Origin of the sequence: Streptococcus mitis, assembly GCF_003942695.1 — a bacterium.
Taxonomy (GTDB): Bacteria; Bacillota; Bacilli; order Lactobacillales; family Streptococcaceae; genus Streptococcus; species Streptococcus mitis_BD.
Window position 1 is genome coordinate 61,799 of the sequence record NZ_RJNU01000007.1, and the last position, 18,374, is coordinate 80,172.

Annotated in this window: 11 protein-coding genes and 1 pseudogene; 11 read left to right on the forward strand and 1 reads right to left on the reverse strand. The window is 43.1% G+C overall.

Annotated features, from left to right (window positions below):
- Nucleotides 1-20: 20 nt before the first annotated feature.
- The 5 genes and pseudogenes from pabB (at nucleotide 21) to D8852_RS06580 (ending at nucleotide 5,869) form a co-directional block, all read left to right on the forward strand.
- On the forward strand, nucleotides 21-1,736 hold the full coding sequence (gene pabB, locus D8852_RS06560) for an aminodeoxychorismate synthase component I (protein WP_125425069.1): 1,716 nt from the start codon (nucleotides 21-23) through the stop codon (nucleotides 1,734-1,736).
- A 723-nt stretch (nucleotides 1,737-2,459) separates the two neighbouring features.
- Nucleotides 2,460-3,365: pseudogene (locus D8852_RS10280) on the forward strand (Ltp family lipoprotein); the annotation flags it as partial.
- 125 nt (nucleotides 3,366-3,490) lie between these two features.
- Entirely contained in the window at nucleotides 3,491-4,450 is a 960-nt protein-coding gene (locus D8852_RS06570; protein WP_000078548.1) for an ROK family glucokinase, read from the forward strand.
- Between the two features lie 93 nt (nucleotides 4,451-4,543).
- Nucleotides 4,544-4,978 (forward strand): HD domain-containing protein, encoded by a 435-nt coding sequence (locus D8852_RS06575; protein ID WP_084925161.1) that lies wholly within the window; start codon nucleotides 4,544-4,546, stop codon nucleotides 4,976-4,978.
- A 51-nt stretch (nucleotides 4,979-5,029) separates the two neighbouring features.
- Complete coding sequence (locus D8852_RS06580; RefSeq protein WP_084925160.1) at nucleotides 5,030-5,869, forward strand: thymidylate synthase; 840 nt, start codon at nucleotides 5,030-5,032, stop codon at nucleotides 5,867-5,869.
- A gap of 41 nt (nucleotides 5,870-5,910) precedes the next feature.
- Here D8852_RS06580 and D8852_RS06585 read toward each other — a convergent pair whose 3' ends face one another.
- On the reverse strand, nucleotides 5,911-6,081 hold the full coding sequence (locus tag D8852_RS06585) for a DUF3042 family protein (protein WP_001051782.1): 171 nt from the start codon (nucleotides 6,079-6,081) through the stop codon (nucleotides 5,911-5,913).
- A 120-nt stretch (nucleotides 6,082-6,201) separates the two neighbouring features.
- On the opposite strand from D8852_RS06585, the gene miaA reads away from it, so the two are divergent.
- The 6 genes from miaA to bgaA all read left to right on the forward strand — a co-directional run bounded on the left by miaA (nucleotide 6,202) and on the right by bgaA (nucleotide 18,127).
- Nucleotides 6,202-7,086 (forward strand): tRNA (adenosine(37)-N6)-dimethylallyltransferase MiaA, encoded by an 885-nt coding sequence (miaA, locus tag D8852_RS06590; protein WP_084925159.1) that lies wholly within the window; start codon nucleotides 6,202-6,204, stop codon nucleotides 7,084-7,086.
- Nucleotides 7,079-8,317 (forward strand): GTPase HflX, encoded by a 1,239-nt coding sequence (hflX, locus tag D8852_RS06595; protein WP_125425071.1) that lies wholly within the window; start codon nucleotides 7,079-7,081, stop codon nucleotides 8,315-8,317. Before miaA ends, hflX begins: the two co-directional genes overlap by 8 nt.
- A complete protein-coding gene (locus D8852_RS06600; protein WP_125425072.1) occupies nucleotides 8,310-8,933 on the forward strand; it encodes a cystathionine beta-lyase in 624 nt (207 codons plus the stop codon). The genes hflX and D8852_RS06600 overlap by 8 nt, the downstream gene beginning before the upstream one ends.
- Nucleotides 8,934-8,947: 14 nt before the next feature.
- Complete coding sequence (gene rnz, locus D8852_RS06605) at nucleotides 8,948-9,877, forward strand: ribonuclease Z (protein ID WP_084925156.1); 930 nt, start codon at nucleotides 8,948-8,950, stop codon at nucleotides 9,875-9,877.
- A 20-nt stretch (nucleotides 9,878-9,897) separates the two neighbouring features.
- A complete protein-coding gene (locus tag D8852_RS06610) occupies nucleotides 9,898-10,653 on the forward strand; it encodes an SDR family NAD(P)-dependent oxidoreductase (protein ID WP_084925155.1) in 756 nt (251 codons plus the stop codon).
- Nucleotides 10,654-10,900: 247 nt separating this feature from the next.
- Nucleotides 10,901-18,127: an LPXTG-anchored adhesin/beta-galactosidase BgaA gene (gene bgaA, locus D8852_RS06615; RefSeq protein WP_125425073.1), complete on the forward strand. Its 7,227-nt coding sequence runs from the start codon at nucleotides 10,901-10,903 to the stop codon at nucleotides 18,125-18,127.
- The last annotated feature ends 247 nt before the right edge of the window (nucleotides 18,128-18,374 follow it).

Consider the following 18,374-nt stretch of genomic DNA (forward strand, 5'->3'; position numbering starts at 1 on the left):
TTTTGTGCTATACTAAAGGTATGCATAGAAAAACAGTGATTGATTTTAGGGCTTTGGGCGAGAGATACACCTTTACCCAGCCGATCAAAGAGTTAAAAACGAGAGATTTATCAGAAGTGGCGGACTTGCTGGCACAAGTAGAAAGCTACCAAGAACAGAGCTATTATGTGGTGGGCTATATCAGCTATGAGGCTGCACCTGCTTTTGAGGAGAAATTAGCAGTTCACACCGCTCCTTTACTGGGAGAGTATCTGCTATATTTTACAGTTCATGATAGCGTAGAAATATCGCCTATTCCTCTGACTTATGATGATATTGATTTGCCTTCAAATTGGCAGGAAGTAACGTCTGAAGCAGACTATGAAAAGGCTATTGCCCAGATTCACCATCATTTGCGGCAGGGTGATACCTATCAGGTCAACTACACTGTCCAACTCAAGCAAGACTTAAGTGCCAATCCTTTTGACATTTACAATCGCATGGTGGTAGAACAGGAGGCGGGCTACAATGCCTATATTGAACACGATGAGATGGCAGTGATTTCCATGAGTCCAGAGCTCTTTTTTGAGCAAAATGACCGAGAATTAACGACTCGTCCGATGAAGGGAACAACCCAGCGGGGAGTGACTGACCAAGAAGACCTTGCCCAAGCTAGCTGGCTAGAACAGGATCCTAAAAATCGGTCTGAAAATATGATGATTGTGGACCTCTTGCGCAATGATATGAACCGTATTTCTGAAGTTGGAAGTGAACATGTGGAACGTCTTTGTCAAGTGGAGCAGTATTCGACGGTTTGGCAGATGACTTCGACCATCAAGAGTCAGTTACGAGCAGATGTGGACTTGATTGCCATTTTTCGCTCTCTCTTTCCTTGTGGTTCCATAACGGGTGCACCCAAAATTGCGACCATGGAAATCATCAAGAACTTGGAGCCCCAGCCCAGAGGAGTTTACTGCGGAACGATTGGTCTCTTGCTTCCAAATGGACAACGGATTTTCAATGTTGCCATTCGGACCATTCAACTTCATCAAGGGAAAGCCGTCTATGGAGTTGGCGGAGGGATTACTTGGGATAGTACTTGGGAATCTGAATACCGAGAAGTTCATCAAAAAGCAGCTGTACTCTATCGTAAACAAGCACGTTTCCAATTGATTACAACTGGGAAAATCAACCAAAAACAACTGCTTTTTGAAGATCAACATCTGGAAAGACTGACAAAGGCGAGTCGTTATTTTGCCTATCCTTTTGATCCAAAAAAACTGAGACAAAAGATAGAGGAAGAGTGTCAAGCTTGTGATGTTAATCAAGACTACCGCTTGCGAATTACCCTCAACAAGTCTGGAGAGCTAGAACTCAGTCGCCAAATCTTAACACCCCTCAGTCCAAGTTTCTGCAAAGCCAAACTTTGTCTGCAAGAAGCAGATTTGAATCAAGCGTTTACCTACTTTAAAACAACTCATAGACCACACTTAAGTCTAGGGGAACAAGAGAAGATTTATCACAATAAGTCAGGAGAATTGCTGGAAACCTCTATTGGAAATCTGGTTCTGAAAATCGCTGGGAAGCTCTACACACCGCCTATCAATCTTGGCATCTTGCCAGGAATCTATCGTCAGTATTTGCTGGAAACAGGGCAGGTAGAGGAAAAAGTTCTGACTTTGACAGACTTGAACCACGCGGAGGCTATCTATGGTTGTAATGCGGTCAGAGGCTTGTATGAGTTGGAAGTGATATAACTATGGATTTTTCAATTAAGTTTTAGATTTATTTCTGAATATTTAATATTTGATTTGAAAGCAAAATAAAGTATATGGTATACTATAGGTATAAATCATTAAAATAATGGAGATTTTTATGAAAAATCAAAAAAAATTTTAGTAACCAGCTTAGCAACTGCAACACTGGGACTTATTTCATTTGCAGATACAACTGAAGCCTTTCCTTTTTCGGCTCAGCATGTTTCTGCTCAAGAAAAGGATGTATCTAAAAACGGTAAGATTGTAAAAGAGAATACAACTTCGGCGCCAAATCAAGCTGAGAAATCGAAAACACCAGCGCCAAATCAAGCTGAGAAATCGAAAACACCAGCGCAAAAGCCTGCTGAGAAATCGAAAACACCAGCGCCGAAACCAGCGCCGAAACCAGAACCAAAACCAGCGCCGAAACCAGAACCAAAACCAGCGCCGAAACCAGAACCAAAACCAGCGCCAAAACCAGAACCAAAACCCGCGCCGAAACCCGCGCCAAAACCCGCGNCGAAGCCAGCACCAAAACCCGCGCCGAAGCCGGCACTAAAACCCGCGCCGAAGCCGGCACCAAAACCTACGCCGAAGCCAGCACCAAAACCCGNACCGAAGCCGGCACCAAAACCCGCGCCGAAGCCGGCACCAAAACCCGCGCCGAAGCCGGCACCAAAACCTACGCCGAAGCCAGCACCNAAACCCGCACCGAAGCCGGCACCAAAACCCGCGCCGAAGCCAGCACCAAAACCCGCGCCGAAGCCAGCACCAAAACCCGCGCCGAAGCCGGCACCAAAACCTACGCCGAAGCCAGCACCGAAACCCGCACCGAAGCCGGCACTAAAACCCGCGCCGAAGCCAGCACCAAAACCCGCGCCGAAGCCGGCACCAAAACCCGCGCTGAAGCCGGCACCAAAACCGACTGAAAAAGCTAAAGAAACAACTCCTAAACAGGATAAATCACAATCTAAAGTTCAGTCTGGCTGGGTAGGAAATTACTACCTCAAATCAGATGGAAAGAGAGCTAAAAATGAATGGGTAGATGGTGGTCGTTATTATGTTGATTCTGATGGAAAAAAGGTTAAAAGTGACTGGATTTATGATAAAAACTATGGATCCTATTATTATTTAACCGCAGAAGGAAGCTCTGCTCGCAATAAATGGGTAGGAAATTATTACCTCAAATCAGATGGAAAGATGGCCAAGAATGAATGGGTAGATGGTGGCCGTTATTATGTTGAATCAGATGGTAAAATGGCTAGGGATAAATGGGTAGATGGTGGCCGTCACTATGTAGACTACGATGGTGTGCGGCAACCAAAACTAGATGGGAAGCAGTACAATGCTGCTTTAAATAAAGCGAAAAGCTATAATTCGGTTTTACATATGTCAAAAAAAGATCTCTATAACCAATTAACGTGGAATGGTTTTTCAAGTTCAGTAGCGCAGTATGCCATCGATCACTTGAATGCAGATTACAAAGCAAATGCCTTAATTACAGCAAGAGAATACCGAAAGAATAACCATTTATCAAAGACAGAGATTTATGAGTGGCTAACTTCTTCTTATGTTGGAAAATTTACAAAAGAAGAAGCAAACTATGCCATTCAACATTTAGGTGACTAATTTTTACAAATAGTGAAGCAAATAAGATATTTTAATTTTGGCTTGTAGCCTGCAAACCTTTGCACAAATCTAATGATTTTGTTATACTATATCTGTAAGCATTTTCAATTAAAAAGGAGAAGACGATGAGTCAAAAGATTATTGGGATTGACCTTGGTGGAACATCTATCAAGTTTGCAATTTTAACTCAAGAGGGAGAAATCCAAGAAAAATGGTCTATTAAGACCAACATTTTGGATGAAGGTAGCCATATTGTAGATGATATGATTGAGTCTATTCAACATCGTTTGGACTTGCTTGGATTGTCAGCTACGGATTTCCGAGGGATTGGGATGGGATCACCTGGTGTGGTTGACCGTGAAAAAGGAACTGTTATCGGTGCCTACAACCTAAACTGGAAAACCCTTCAACCAATTAAAGAAAAGATTGAAAAAGCCTTGGGGATTCCATTCTTCATTGATAATGATGCCAACGTAGCTGCTCTTGGTGAGCGCTGGATGGGTGCTGGTGACAACCAACCGGACGTTGTCTTTATGACACTTGGTACAGGTGTTGGTGGCGGTATCGTGGCAGAAGGCAAATTGCTTCACGGTGTTGCTGGTGCTGCTGGTGAGCTTGGTCACATCACTGTTGACTTTGACCAACCAATCGCATGTACCTGTGGCAAAAAAGGCTGTCTTGAGACAGTTGCTTCAGCAACAGGGATTGTCAACTTGACTCGTCGTTATGCAGATGAATACGAAGGCGATGCTGCCTTGAAACGCTTGATTGACGATGGTGAAGAAGTAACAGCTAAAACTGTCTTTGACCTTGCAAAAGAAGGGGACGACCTTGCCTTGATCGTTTACCGAAACTTCTCACGTTACTTGGGAATCGCTTGTGCTAATATCGGCTCAATCCTCAACCCATCAACGATTGTTATCGGTGGTGGAGTTTCAGCTGCGGGAGAATTCCTTCTCCAAGGTGTTCAAAAAGTCTACGACGAAAATACCTTCCCTCAAGTACGCACATCCACTAAATTGGCTCTTGCAACTCTAGGAAATGACGCTGGAGTAATCGGAGCAGCATCGCTTGTATTGCAATAAGATAGATTGATAATAGAGCTTGGTGTTTATCAAGTTCTTTTTTAAAAATCGAATAAAACGAAATAGGTTTAAATTTTGGGAAGGAGCCGCTAGATGGATACATCAAAACAACCCATGCTTGAACTAGCATTGTCTATCGCTACGGAAGCTCATAGGGGGCAATTTGATAAGGCAGGGATAGATTATATAGAACATCCAATCTATGTAGCAAGCCAAGTTGATACTGAAGAAGAAAAAGCAGTTGCTTTACTACATGATGTCATTGAGGACAGTCCTTTTACAGCTGAAGAACTATTACTAGCTGGTTTACCAGAAACAGTAGTTACAGCCGTTCAAATTTTGTCAAAGAAAAAGGGGCAAGACTATCAAACATATCTGGAAAATGTGAAATCTAATTCTCTAGCACGCGTTGTCAAATTAGCTGACCTAAAACATAATTCAGATTTATCGAGACTTGAGACTATTACTGACAAGGATTTGGAACGATTAGAAAAATATAAAAAGGCCATCGATTATCTGAGTATGTAGAAAAGATTTTTTATGCTATACTAGTTAGGACAATAAATGAGGTGAGAGTAAATGACAAAAGCAGATACGATTTTTAAAGAGAATATTGAACGAATCCTCAAAGACGGTGTCTTTTCAGAGCAAGCTCGTCCCAAGTACAAGGATGGGACTGTTGCTAATTCCAAGTACGTAACGGGTGCCTTTGCGGAGTATGATTTGGCTAAAGGGGAATTTCCCATCACAACCTTGCGTCCCATTGCAATCAAATCCGCTATCAAGGAAGTGCTCTGGATCTACCAAGATCAGTCTAATAGCTTAGAAGTGCTAAATAGCAAGTACAATGTTCACTATTGGAATGACTGGGAAGTGGGAGATACGGGAACCATTGGTGAACGCTACGGTGCGGTCGTTAAGAAACACGATATCATCAATAAGATTCTCAAGCAGTTGGAAGCCAATCCCTGGAACCGTCGCAATATCATCTCACTCTGGGATTACCAAGCATTTGAGGAGACAGACGGCCTCCTTCCATGCGCCTTCCAGACCATGTTTGATGTCCGTCGAGTAGATGGAGAAATCTATCTGGATGCGACTTTGACCCAGCGTTCGAATGACATGCTGGTTGCTCACCACATCAATGCTATGCAGTATGTGGCTCTTCAAATGATGATTGCCAAGCATTTTGGCTGGAAGGTTGGAAAGTTCTTCTACTTCATCAATAACCTCCATATCTATGATAACCAGTTTGAACAAGCAGAGGAATTGCTCCGCCGTGAGCCGTCAAACTGCCAACCACGTTTGGTTTTAAATGTTCCTGATGGGACCAATTTCTTTGATATCAAAGCGGAAGACTTTGAGTTGGTTGACTATGATCCAGTTAAGCCACAGCTGAAGTTTGATTTGGCTATTTAAGAAATAAAAAGAAGTTGAGAAATCTCAACTTCTTTTGTATATTAATGTGATACGCGGCGGCGAGCTGCTTTTTTACGGTTTTCTTCGATGAAAGCTGCTTTTTGCTCTTCTGGCTCAATCACTTTCTTTTTAATTGCGTATACTGCACCTGCAACGGCAGCGACAGTTCCTGCGACACCTGTTACAAGACCTTTAGCGAATCCTTTAGCCATGAGTTTTCCTCCTTTATCTTCCCGATCAGCCAGGCTCCTCAAGTGGTAGCATTTTTCTGACTGACCTTTTTATGATATAATAATAGTAACGAAAAAATGGGAATTTTTCAAGGAAAAAAGATGAAAACAAAAATAATTGTGATTGTTGGACCGACTGCTGTTGGGAAGACAGCCCTTGCTATTGAAGTGGCCAAGCGCTTTGGTGGAGAGGTGGTCAGTGGTGACAGTCAGCAAGTTTATAGAGGGTTGGATATTGGGACGGCCAAGGCTAGCCCAGAGGAGCAAGCTGTTGTTCCTCATCATTTGATTGATGTCAGAGAGGTGACCGAGTCTTACTCGGCTTTTGATTTTGTTTCAGAAGCTAAGGCAGCCATAGAGGACATCCAAAGTCGTGGCAAGCTTGCTATTATCGCTGGAGGCACAGGGCTTTATATCCAGAGCTTGCTGGAAGGCTATCATCTAGGTGGGGAAACACCTCATGAGGAGATTTTAGCCTATCGGGCTAGTTTGGAGCCTTATTCAGATGAGGAATTAGCCCATCTTGTGGAGCAAGCAGGCCTTGAAATTCCCCAGTTTAACCGTCGTCGTGCTATGCGTGCCTTGGAAATTGTCCATTTTGGTAAGGATTTGAAAAATCAGGAAAGTCCTTATGAACCACTGATTATCTGCTTGGACGATGAACGCAGTCAGCTTTATGAACGTATCAACCGCCGAGTAGATCTGATGTTTGAGGCTGGTCTTTTGGATGAGGCCAAGTGGCTCTTTGACCATTATCCAGATGTGCAGGCAGCCAAAGGCATTGGCTACAAGGAACTCTTTCCTTATTTCCGTGGGGAGCAAACTCTTGAGGAAGCAAGCGAGAGTCTCAAACAGGCGACTCGTCGTTTTGCCAAGCGTCAGTTGACCTGGTTCCGTAATCGCATGCAGGTCACCTTTTATCAGATAGGAGAGCCTGGCGTGCAGGACCGCATTTTAAGCCAGATAGAGGAGTTTTTAGATGATTGAAACGGAGAAAAAAGAGGAACGGGTCCTACTTATTGGTGTTGAACTACAGGGCATGGACAATTTTGACCTCTCTATGGAAGAGTTGGCCAGTCTGGCTAAGACAGCTGGGGCAGTCGTTGTCAATAGCTACAGACAAAAACGTGAAAAGTATGACTCCAAGACCTTCGTCGGTTCTGGTAAGTTGGAAGAGATTGCGCGAATGGTGGATGCAGAAGAAATTACTACTGTCATCGTCAATAATCGCTTGACGCCACGGCAAAATGTCAATTTGGAAGAAGTTCTGGGTGTCAAGGTCATTGACCGTATGCAGTTGATTCTGGATATCTTTGCCATGCGGGCTCGAAGCCATGAAGGGAAGCTCCAAGTCCATTTAGCCCAGCTCAAATATCTCTTGCCTCGCTTGGTTGGTCAGGGGATTATGCTCAGCCGTCAGGCTGGAGGAATTGGTTCCCGTGGACCTGGTGAAAGCCAGCTGGAGCTGAACCGTCGTAGTGTTCGCAACCAAATCACAGATATCGAGCGTCAGCTCAAGGTCGTTGAGAAAAATCGGGCGACAGTTAGAGAAAAACGTTTGGAGTCCAGTACCTTTAAGATTGGTTTGATTGGTTATACCAATGCTGGGAAGTCAACTATCATGAACAGCTTAACCAGTAAGACCCAGTACGAAGCAGATGAGCTATTTGCAACTCTGGATGCGACGACTAAGAGTATCCATCTTGGGGGGAATCTCCAAGTAACTTTGACAGATACCGTTGGCTTTATCCAAGATTTGCCGACAGAGTTGGTGTCTAGTTTCAAGTCCACCTTGGAAGAAAGCAAGCATGTAGACCTCTTGGTTCATGTCATTGATGCCAGCAATCCTTATCATGAGGAACATGAAAAAACTGTTCTGTCTATCATGAAAGATTTGGACATGGAGGATATCCCTCGTTTGACCCTTTATAATAAAGCGGATTTGGTGGAGGATTTCACGCCTACCCAAACACCGTACGCAATGATTTCTGCCAAGTCGAAGGATAGTCGTGAGCAGCTGCAGGCTTTATTTTTAGAGAAAATCAAGGATATTTTCGAACCCTTTACCCTGCGCGTGCCTTTTTCGAAATCCTACAAGATTCATGATTTAGAAAGTGTAGCGATTCTGGAAGAACGCGACTATCAAGAGGACGGGGAAGTCATCACAGGTTACATTTCGAAGAAAAACAAATGGAGATTAGAAGAATTTTATGACTGATATGAAATCATTAGCTCTCAAGTATGGTGGCTATACAAGTCTGGATAAGGTCTATCTGGATCAACTTCTATCTGGCAAAACAGAGCAGGAGCAGTTGGCTCTCATCACCCCTCCACCTAGCGTGGTCAATGCTTACTTTGCAGAGCTCTACCAGAAAAAGAGCCCTGAAGCTGCGACGGATTACTTTGCAGAAGTCAGTCAGGAACTGAACCTCTACAATGCTGAGCCAAGTTTCACCTTTGAAAATAAGCCTTTTATTCGTCTTAATTTATCTGGCAAATCCTTTGGCTTTTGCTATGAGAGTGAGGGGCTGGGGCGGATTTTCTCTGAAAATACAGAAGTTATTTCAGAAGACTTGCTCTTTGAGATTGCGCAAATTTTCCCCCATCAACTAGTCTTTGAAGAGTCTGGAAAGATTTATATGAAGCATGTCGGGGACGAGGAAGTTGTTAGTGTAGAAAATCTCACAGCTTTGACAGATTTGGAAAGCTTGGCTGATGGTCGCAAACGTCTCAAAGGTTATAGCCAAGAGGATTTACTACAAGAAGCTGTTGCTTTCTCTGGCAAGCTTTATTATCGATCGGAAAATCGCACAGCTATGTTATATATTGATTAATTAGAAAGTATCGAATGGATATTCAATTTTTAGGAACGGGGGCTGGTCAGCCCTCTAAAGCCCGCAACGTCTCAAGTCTCGCCCTGAAACTCTTGGATGAGATTAACGAAGTTTGGCTCTTTGACTGTGGAGAAGGAACGCAAAATCGCATTTTGGAAACCACGATCCGACCACGTAAGGTCAGCAAAATCTTTATCACTCACCTGCATGGAGATCACATTTTTGGCTTACCAGGATTCCTTTCTAGCCGTGCTTTTCAGGCCAATGAAGAGCAGACAGATTTGGACATCTACGGACCTCAAGGGATCAAGTCCTTTGTCTTAACCAGTCTACGTGTATCAGGTTCTCGCCTGCCTTACCGCATTCATTTTCATGAGTTTGACCAGAATTCTCTAGGGAAAATCCTTGAAACAGACAAGTTTACCGTTTATGCAGAAGAATTGGACCACACGATTTTCTGTGTTGGCTATCGTGTCATGCAAAAGGACCTGGGAGGTACCTTGGATGCTGAAAAACTCAAGGCTGCAGGTGTCCCGTTCGGCCCGCTTTTTGGAAAAATCAAAAATGGTCAGGATGTTGTTTTAGAAGACGGAACTGAAATCAAGGCAGCTGACTATATCTCAGCGCCACGTCCGGGTAAGATTATTACTATTCTTGGTGACACCCGAAAAACCAATGCCAGTGTGCGTCTAGGCGTCAATGCTGATGTCCTGGTCCATGAGTCAACTTATGGAAAGGGCGATGAGAAAATTGCCCGTAACCATGGTCACTCAACCAATATGCAGGCTGCGCAAGTAGCAACAGAAGCAGGAGCCAAGCGCCTCTTACTCAATCATATCAGCGCCCGCTTCCTCTCAAAAGATATCAGCCAGCTCAAGAAAGATGCGGCTACTGTTTTTGAAAATGTCCATGTGGTCAAAGACTTGGAAGAAGTGGAAATTTAGAAGATTGAGAAAGGATAAGTATGCGTACTATTCTGATTACCGGAGCAAGCGGTGGCTTAGCCCAAGAAATGGTCAAACTCTTGCCAAATGACCAACTCATCTTACTAGGTAGAAACAAGGAAAAACTGTCGGAGCTATATGGAAATCATCCCCATGTAGAATTGATTGAAATCGATATTACTGATGACTCAGCCCTAGAAACTCTGGTAGCTGACCTCTATCTCCGCTATGACAAGATCGATGTCTTGGTCAACAACGCGGGCTATGGGATTTTTGAAGATTTTGACCAGATTTCTGATCAAGATATTCACCAGATGTTTGAGGTCAATACCTTTGCTCTGATGAATCTGTCTCGTCGTTTTGGAGCTCGTATGAAGGAGAGAGGAAAAGGGCATATCATCAATATCATCAGTATGGCAGGTTTGATAGCGACTAACAAGTCCAGTCTCTACTCAGCGACAAAGTTTGCGGCTATTGGATTTTCAAACGCTCTGCGCCTTGAACTCATGCCCGACGGTGTCTATCTAACGACGGTCAATCCAGGACCGATTCGTACTGCCTTTTTTGACCAGGCTGACCCAGATGGTAGCTATCTCAAGTCGGTTGACCGCTTTCTCTTAGAACCAGATGCAGTCGCTAGAAAGATTGTCAAAACCATAGGAAAAAACAAAAGGGAACTCAATCTCCCAATTTTGTTGAATCTAGCCCATAAGTTTTATACCCTCTTTCCTAAACTAGCTGATAAGTTGGCAGGGGGAATCTTTAATTATAAGTAAAAAAGTTCCTTACAAAAGGAACTTTTTTATAATATTTAACTGAGTGTCAAAAATTGTTTGTTTTTGTTCTAAATCTACATTCATATTTTTAAAATCCTCTACAAATTTTAGAAAAAACAATCAAAATTATGATTTTTTATGTTTAGGTATTGAAATTCCCTATATTATTTTATAAAATAAGAGTAAAAGGCTATGAAAAAGTAATGCGCTTACAAATAAATGAAAGCGGTTGCTAAAGGAGGATTTTATGGAAAAAGGCCATTGGAATCGTAAAAGAGTCTACAGTATTCGTAAGTTTGCTGTAGGAGCTTGCTCTGTCATGATTGGAACCTGTGCGGTTCTATTTGGAGGAAGTGTCGTTGGAGAATCACCAGTTTTCGCGGATGAAACTCCTATTACTCACACTGTGGAAAGTCCGGCAGTAGAGGAAAAAGAGGATCAAGCTGTAGCAGAGCACAAGGATGCTGCAAGTGTCGATCAAAGTCAAGCTGCTCCCATTGAAGCAAGCAAATCAGAGGTGAAAGAAGATGAACCTGTAGTTCCAAAAGAGGAGAAAGCATCTCTAAAACCTGAAGAAACAGCTCCGAAGGTAGAATCTCAAGTTTCAAGTCAAGAAAAGCCTGTCAAGGAAGATTTGAAAGCTGCGACAAATGAAGAAGTGAATCAAATGATTGAAGATAGAAAAGTGAATTTTAATCAAAATTGGCACTTTAAACTCAATGCGAATCCTAAAGAAGCTGTGAAATCAGATGCAGACGTATCAACATGGCAAAAATTGGATCTCCCACACGACTGGAGTATATTTAACGATTTTGACCATCAGTCACCTGCCCAAAACGAGGGTGGACAGCTCAATGGTGGTGAAGCTTGGTATCGTAAGACATTCAAACTTGATGAAAAAGATCTCAAGAAAAATGTTCGAGTGACCTTTGATGGCGTCTACATGGACTCTCAAGTCTATGTCAATGGCCAGTTAGTGGGGCATTATCCAAATGGTTATAACCAGTTCTCATACGATATCACCAAATACCTTCACAAAGATGGTCGTGAGAATGTGATTGCTGTCCATGCGGTCAACAAACAACCAAGTAGCCGTTGGTATTCAGGTAGTGGTATCTACCGTGATGTGACCTTGCAAGTGACAGATAAGGTTCATGTTGAGAAAAATGGGACAACCATCTTAACGCCAAAACTTGAAGAACAGCAATATGGCAAGGTTGAAACTCATGTGGCTAGCAAAATCGTCAATACAGATGATAAAGACCATGAACTAGTGGCAGAATATCAAATCGTTGAACGTGGTGGTCAGGCAGTGACAGGTTTGGTTCGTACAGCGAGTCGTACCTTGAAAGCACATGAATCAACAAGCCTTGATGCGATTTTAGAAGTTGAAAGACCAAAACTCTGGACAGTTTTAAATGATAAACCTGCCTTGTACGAATTGATTACGCGTGTTTACCGTGATGGTCAGTTGGTTGATGCTAAGAAGGATTTGTTTGGTTACCGTTACTATCATTGGACTCCAAATGAAGGTTTCTCTTTGAATGGTGAACGCATTAAATTCCATGGTGTTTCCTTGCACCATGACCACGGAGCGCTTGGAGCAGAAGAAAACTATAAGGCAGAATACCGTCGTCTCAAACAAATGAAGGAGATGGGTGTTAATGCCATCCGTACAACTCATAACCCTGCAAGTCCACAGACCTTGCAAATCGCAGCAGAACTTGGTTTGCTGGTTCAGGAAGAGGCCTTTGATACGTGGTATAATGGCAAGAAACCATATGACTACGGACGTTTCTTTGAAAAAGATGCCACTCACCCAGAAGCTAGAAAAGGTGAAAAATGGTCTGACTATGATCTTCGTACCATGGTCGAAAGAGACAAAAATAACCCAGCTGTCTTCATGTGGTCTATCGGGAATGAAATCGGTGAAGCCAACGGTGATGCACACTCACTTGCAACGGTTAAACGCTTAGTAAAAGTGATTAAAGATGTTGATACTACACGTTATGTTACCATGGGAGCAGATAAGTTCCGCTTTGGAGATGGTAGTGGTGGTCATGAGAAGATTGCCGAAGAACTCGATGCAGTTGGTTTCAACTACTCAGAAGATAACTACAAGAAACTTCGTGCGAAACATCCAAAATGGTTGATTTATGGTTCAGAAACATCTTCAGCAACCCGTACACGAGGTAGCTACTATCGTCCTGAACGTGAATTGAAACATAGCAACGGACCTGAACGTCATTACGAACAATCTGACTATGGTAATGACCGAGTTGGCTGGGGTAAAACGGCAACAGATTCATGGACTTTTGACCGTGACAACGCTGGCTATGCTGGACAATTTATCTGGACAGGTACGGACTATATCGGTGAGCCTACGCCATGGCACAACCAAAACCAAACTCCCGTTAAGAGCTCTTACTTTGGTATCGTAGATACAGCTGGTATTCCAAAACATGACTTCTATCTCTACCAAAGCCAATGGGTTTCTGCCAAGAAGAAACCAATGGTTCACCTCCTTCCTCACTGGAACTGGGAAAATAGAGAATTGGCATCGAAAGTTGAAGATTCAGACGGAAAAATCCCAGTTCGAGCATACTCAAACGCTGCAAGCGTAGAATTGTTCTTGAACGGTCAATCTCTTGGAGTTAAGACCTTCAACAAAAAACAAACCAGCGATGGACGGACTTATCAAGAAGGTGCGAATGCTAAGGAACTCTATCTTGAGTGGAAGGTTGCTTACCAACCAGGTACTTTGGAAGCTGTAGCTCGCGATGAAGCTGGAAAAGAAATTGCACGTGATAAGATTACCACTGCAGGTCAACCAGCAGGTGTTCGACTCATCAAGGAAGAACATGCAATCGCAGCAGATGGAAAAGACTTGACATACATCTACTACGAAATCGTTGACAGTCAAGGAAATGTAGTACCAACTGCCAATAATCTGGTTCGCTTCCAATTGCACGGACAAGGTCAACTGGTCGGTGTCGATAATGGGGAACAAGCCAGCCGTGAACGCTATAAGGCGCAACCAGATGGTTCTTGGATTCGCAGAGCCTTTAACGGTAAAGGTGTTGCTATTGTCAAATCAACTGAACAAGCAGGTAGATTTACACTGACAGCTCATTCAGATCTCTTGAAATCTGGTCAAGTAACAGTCTTCACTGGTAAGAAAGAAGAACAAGAAAGGACAGTTCTAGGAACAGAGGTACCAAAAGTACGTACTGTTATCGAGAAAGAACCAAAAATGCCGAAGACCGTCGCTTTTGTCTATAGTGATGGCAGTCGTGAAAAACGTCCAGTAACATGGTCTTCTGTTGATGTGAGCCAAGCTGGAGTTGTGACAGTTAAAGGCATGGCAGACGGACGTGAGGTAGAGGCTCGTGTCGAGGTTCTAGCAATTGCGAAAGAACTACCAACAGTTAAACGTGTTGCACCAGGAACAGATTTGAATGCTGTTGATAAATACGTTTCTATCGCTGTAACAGATGGAAGCGTTCAAGAATACGAAGTTGATAAGTGGGAGATTGCGGAAGCAGATAAAGCTAAACTTTCAGTTGCTGGATCACGTATTCAAATGACTGGTCTACTAGGAGGCGAAACCGTACATGCTACTCTTGTAGTAGAAGAAGGCAATCCTGCAGCACCTGTAGTGCCAACTGTAACTGTTGGTGGTGAAGCCGTTACAGGCTTTACTAGTCAACATCCAATGCAATACCGCACTCTTGCTTATGGTGCCCAATTGCCAGAAGTCGCAGCAAGTGCTGAAAATGCAACTGTTACAGTCCTTCAAGCAAGTACAGCAAACGGTATGCGTGCAAGCATCTTTGTTCAACCAAATGATGGTGGTCCTCTTCAAACTTATGCGATTCAATTCCTTGAAGAAGCACCAAAAATTGACCATTTGAGCCTACAAGTGGAGAAAGCTGATGCTCTCAAAGAAGACCAAACAGTCAAATTGTCTGTCCTTGCACACTATCAAGACGGAACGCAAGCTGTATTACCAGCTGATAAGGTGAACTTCTCTACAAGTGGTGAAGGGGAAGTCGCAGTTCGTAAAGGAATGCTTGAGTTGCATAAGCCAGGATCAGTCACTCTCAAAGCAGAATATGAGGGGGCTAGAGGTCAAGTTGATCTCACTATCCAAGCCAACACTGAGAAGAAGATTGCGCAATCTATCCGTCCAGTAAATGTAGTGACTGACTTGCATCAAGAACCTACTCTTCCATCAACAGTAACTGTTGAGTATGACAAAGGTTTCCCTAAAACTCACAAAGTCACATGGAAAGATATTCCAAAAGAAAAACTAGACCATTATCAAACCTTTGAAGTGCTAGGTAAAGTTGAAGGCCTTGACCTTGAAGCGCGTGCTAAAGTCTCTGTAGAAGGTATCGTTTCAGTTGAAGAAGTTAGTGTGACAACTCCAATCGCAGAAGAGCCACAATTACCAGAAAGTGTTCGTACCTACGATTCAAATGGTCATGTTTCATCAGCTAAGGTTACTTGGGATACGATTCGCCCAGAGCAATACGCCAAGGAAGGTGTCTTTACAGTTAATGGTCGCCTAGAAGGTTCGCAATTAACGACTAAACTTCATGTTCGCGTATCTGCTCAAACTGAGCAAGGTGCAAATATTTCTGATCAATGGACAGGTTCAGAATTACCACTTGCCTTTGCTTCAGACTCAAATCCGAGCGACCCTGTTTCAAACGTCAACGATAAATTGATTTCCTTTAATGACCGCCCAGCCAATCGTTGGACGAACTGGAATCGTAGTAATCCAGAAGCTTCAGTTGGTGTCCTATTCGGAGATTCAGGTATCTTGAGCAAACGTTCTGTTGATAATCTAAGTGTCGGATTCCACGAAGACCACGGAGTTGGTGTACCGAAGTCTTATGTGATTGAATATTATGTCGGTAAGACCGTTCCAACAGCCCCTAAAAACCCTAGCTTTGTAGGTGAGGAAAACCATGCCTTTAATGATCCTGCAAACTGGAAAGAGGTAAGCAATCTCAAAGCACCAGCTCAATTAAAAGCTGGAGAAATGAATCATTTCAGCTTTGATAAAGTTGAGACCTATGCGGTTCGCATTCGTATGGTTCGACTTGATAGCAAGAAAGGAACGTCTATCACAGAAGTACAAATTTTTGCGAAACAAGTTGCGGCAGCTAAACAAGGACAAACAAGAATCCAAGTTGACGGTAAAGAATTAGCAAACTTTAACCCTGATTTGACAGACTACTATCTTGAGTCTGTAGATGGAAAAGTTCCTGCAGTAACAGCAAGTGTTAGCAACAATGGTCTCGCTACCGTCGTTCCAAGCGTTCGTGAAGGTGAGCCAGTTCGTGTTATCGCGAAAGCTGAAAATGGTGACATCCTAGGAGAATACCGTCTACACTTTACAAGCAATAAAGACTTGCTCTCTCGTAAACCAGTTGCCGCGGTCAAACAAGCTCGCTTGCTACAAGTAGGACAACCACTTGAATTGCCAACTAAGGTTCCTGTTTACTTCACAGGTAAAGATGGTTACGAAACAAAAGACTTGGCAGTTGAATGGGAAGAAGTTCCAGCAGAAAATCTGACAAAAGCAGGTCAATTTACCGTTCGAGGTCGTGTCCTTGGTAGTGATCTTGTTGCTGAGTTCACTGTACGAGTGACAGACAAACTTGGTGAAGCTCTTTCAAATAACCCAGAGTATGATGAAAATAGTAACCGCGCCTTTGCTTCAGCCACTAACGACATTGATAGAAACTCCCATGACCGTGTGGACTATCTCAATGACGGAAATCATTCAGAAAATCGTCGTTGGACAAACTGGTCTCCAACACCATCTTCTAATCCAGAAGTATCAGCAGGTGTAATCTTCCGTGAAAATGGTAAGATTGTCGAACGGACTGTAGCGCAAGCCAAACTTCATTTCTTTGCAGATAGTGGTACGGATGCCCCATCTAAACTCGTTTTGGAACGTTATATTGGCCCAGATTTTGAAGCGCCTACCTACTATTCAAACTACCAAGCCTACGATGCAGCCCATCCATTCAACAATCCAGAAAATTGGGAAACTGTGCCTTATCGTGCGGATAAAGACATCGCAGCTGGTGATGAAATCAACGTAACATTTAAAGCTGTCAAAGCCAAAGCCATGAGATGGCGTATGGAGCGTAAAGCTGACAAGAGCGGTGTTGCGATGATTGAGATGACCTTCCTTGCACCGAGTGAATTGCCTCAAGAAAGTACCCAATCAAAAATTCTTGTAGATGGAAAAGAGCTTCCTGACTTCGCTGAAGATCGTCAAGACTACCAAATCACCTATAAAGGTCAACGTCCAAAAGTCTCAGTCGAAGAAAGTAATCAAGTAGCTTCAACAGTTGTAGATAACGGAGACGATAGCCTTCCAGTACTTGTTCGCCTTGTTTCAGAAAGTGGAAAACAAGTCAAGGAATACCGTATCCGCTTGACTAAGGAAAAACCAGTTTCTGAGAAGACAGTTGCTGCTGTACAAGAAGAACTTCCAAAACTCGAATTTGTTGAAAAAGAATTGGCCTACAAGACAGTTGAGAAAAAGGATTCAAGACTGTATCTAGGTGAAACACGTGTAGAACAAGAAGGAAAAGTTGGTAAGGAACGGATCTTCACAGCGGTTAATCCTAGTGGAAGTAAGGAAGAAAAACTCCGTGAAGTGGTAGAGGCTCCTGTTAACCGGGGTCTTCTAGTTGGAACTAAACGAGGTACGGCTCAACCGCTTGATGGTGTCAAAGATTTGGTTCATCACAAGCCAGAGCTCCTAGTGGAAGAAGAGGCAATTGATTTCAAAGTTCAAGAACGTAAGACTGACAAACTTTATGTGGGTGAAAGTCGTGTTCTTCAAGAAGGTCAAAAAGGTGTTCGTGTCCACCTAGTAGAAGTCGAAAACGGTAAGCGTACATCGAAAGAAACCTTTGATAAGATAGTTGCGCAAGATCGTATCGTGGAAGTAGGAACTAAACGTGGTACGGCTCAACCGCTTGATGGTGTCAAAGATTTGGTTCATCACAAGCCAGAGCTCCTAGTGGAAGAAGAGGAAGTTGATTTCCAAGTTCAAGAACGTAAGAACGATAAACTTCCAGTAGGGCAAACTCGTGTGATCCAAGAAGGCCAAAAAGGTGTTCGTGTCCACCTAGTGGAAGTCGAAAACGGTAAGCGTACATCGAAAGAAACCTTTGATAAGGTAGCATCGCAAGATCGCATTGTGGAAGTGGGAACTGCCGTAGCACAAGAAGGACCAAATCCACAAGTTCCTGTCAATCCAGATGCGCACCAACTGGCTCAAACAGGAGCACAATCTCAAGAAGAAAAAGCGACACAAACTGAAAAAGGTCACCTTCCAAATACAGGAAGTGAGTCTCAGGTGTCAGCTTTAGCAGCAGGATTGGCTCTTTTGGGCTTAGGTGCAGGACTTGCAGCTACTACCCGCAAAAAAGAAGACTAAGTTTAGTTACAAGCTAAACCGAACAGGAAAAGGCCAGAGTGACGCTCTGGTCTTTTTCGTCTGAGTTGTAATAGTAAACAAATGCTTAGAATAGTCAATCCTATTCCAAATGGATTTTGTTCAAAATTCATAAAGTGCCCTTCACACTTATAAAAAGAGAGGTCGTGTTTGAAAATAATTGATAAATATGCTACAATAGTAGGCACTGGTAATTTTTATAAATGATTTTTTAATGAGAAAAATCGGA

What these genes read in the sequence shown, in the direction of transcription:
- bgaA (WP_125425073.1), top strand. Translation starts at nt 10,901, where the DNA reads ATGGAAAAAGGCCATTGGAATCGTAAAAGAGTCTACAGTATTCGTAAG.
- hflX (WP_125425071.1), top strand. Translation starts at nt 7,079, where the DNA reads ATGATTGAAACGGAGAAAAAAGAGGAACGGGTCCTACTTATTGGTGTT.
- D8852_RS06570 (WP_000078548.1), top strand. Translation starts at nt 3,491, where the DNA reads ATGAGTCAAAAGATTATTGGGATTGACCTTGGTGGAACATCTATCAAG.
- D8852_RS06610 (WP_084925155.1), top strand. Translation starts at nt 9,898, where the DNA reads ATGCGTACTATTCTGATTACCGGAGCAAGCGGTGGCTTAGCCCAAGAA.
- D8852_RS06575 (WP_084925161.1), top strand. Translation starts at nt 4,544, where the DNA reads ATGGATACATCAAAACAACCCATGCTTGAACTAGCATTGTCTATCGCT.
- pabB (WP_125425069.1), top strand. Translation starts at nt 21, where the DNA reads ATGCATAGAAAAACAGTGATTGATTTTAGGGCTTTGGGCGAGAGATAC.
- rnz (WP_084925156.1), top strand. Translation starts at nt 8,948, where the DNA reads ATGGATATTCAATTTTTAGGAACGGGGGCTGGTCAGCCCTCTAAAGCC.
- D8852_RS06600 (WP_125425072.1), top strand. Translation starts at nt 8,310, where the DNA reads ATGACTGATATGAAATCATTAGCTCTCAAGTATGGTGGCTATACAAGT.
- miaA (WP_084925159.1), top strand. Translation starts at nt 6,202, where the DNA reads ATGAAAACAAAAATAATTGTGATTGTTGGACCGACTGCTGTTGGGAAG.
- D8852_RS06580 (WP_084925160.1), top strand. Translation starts at nt 5,030, where the DNA reads ATGACAAAAGCAGATACGATTTTTAAAGAGAATATTGAACGAATCCTC.
- D8852_RS06585 (WP_001051782.1), bottom strand. Translation starts at nt 6,081, where the DNA reads ATGGCTAAAGGATTCGCTAAAGGTCTTGTAACAGGTGTCGCAGGAACT.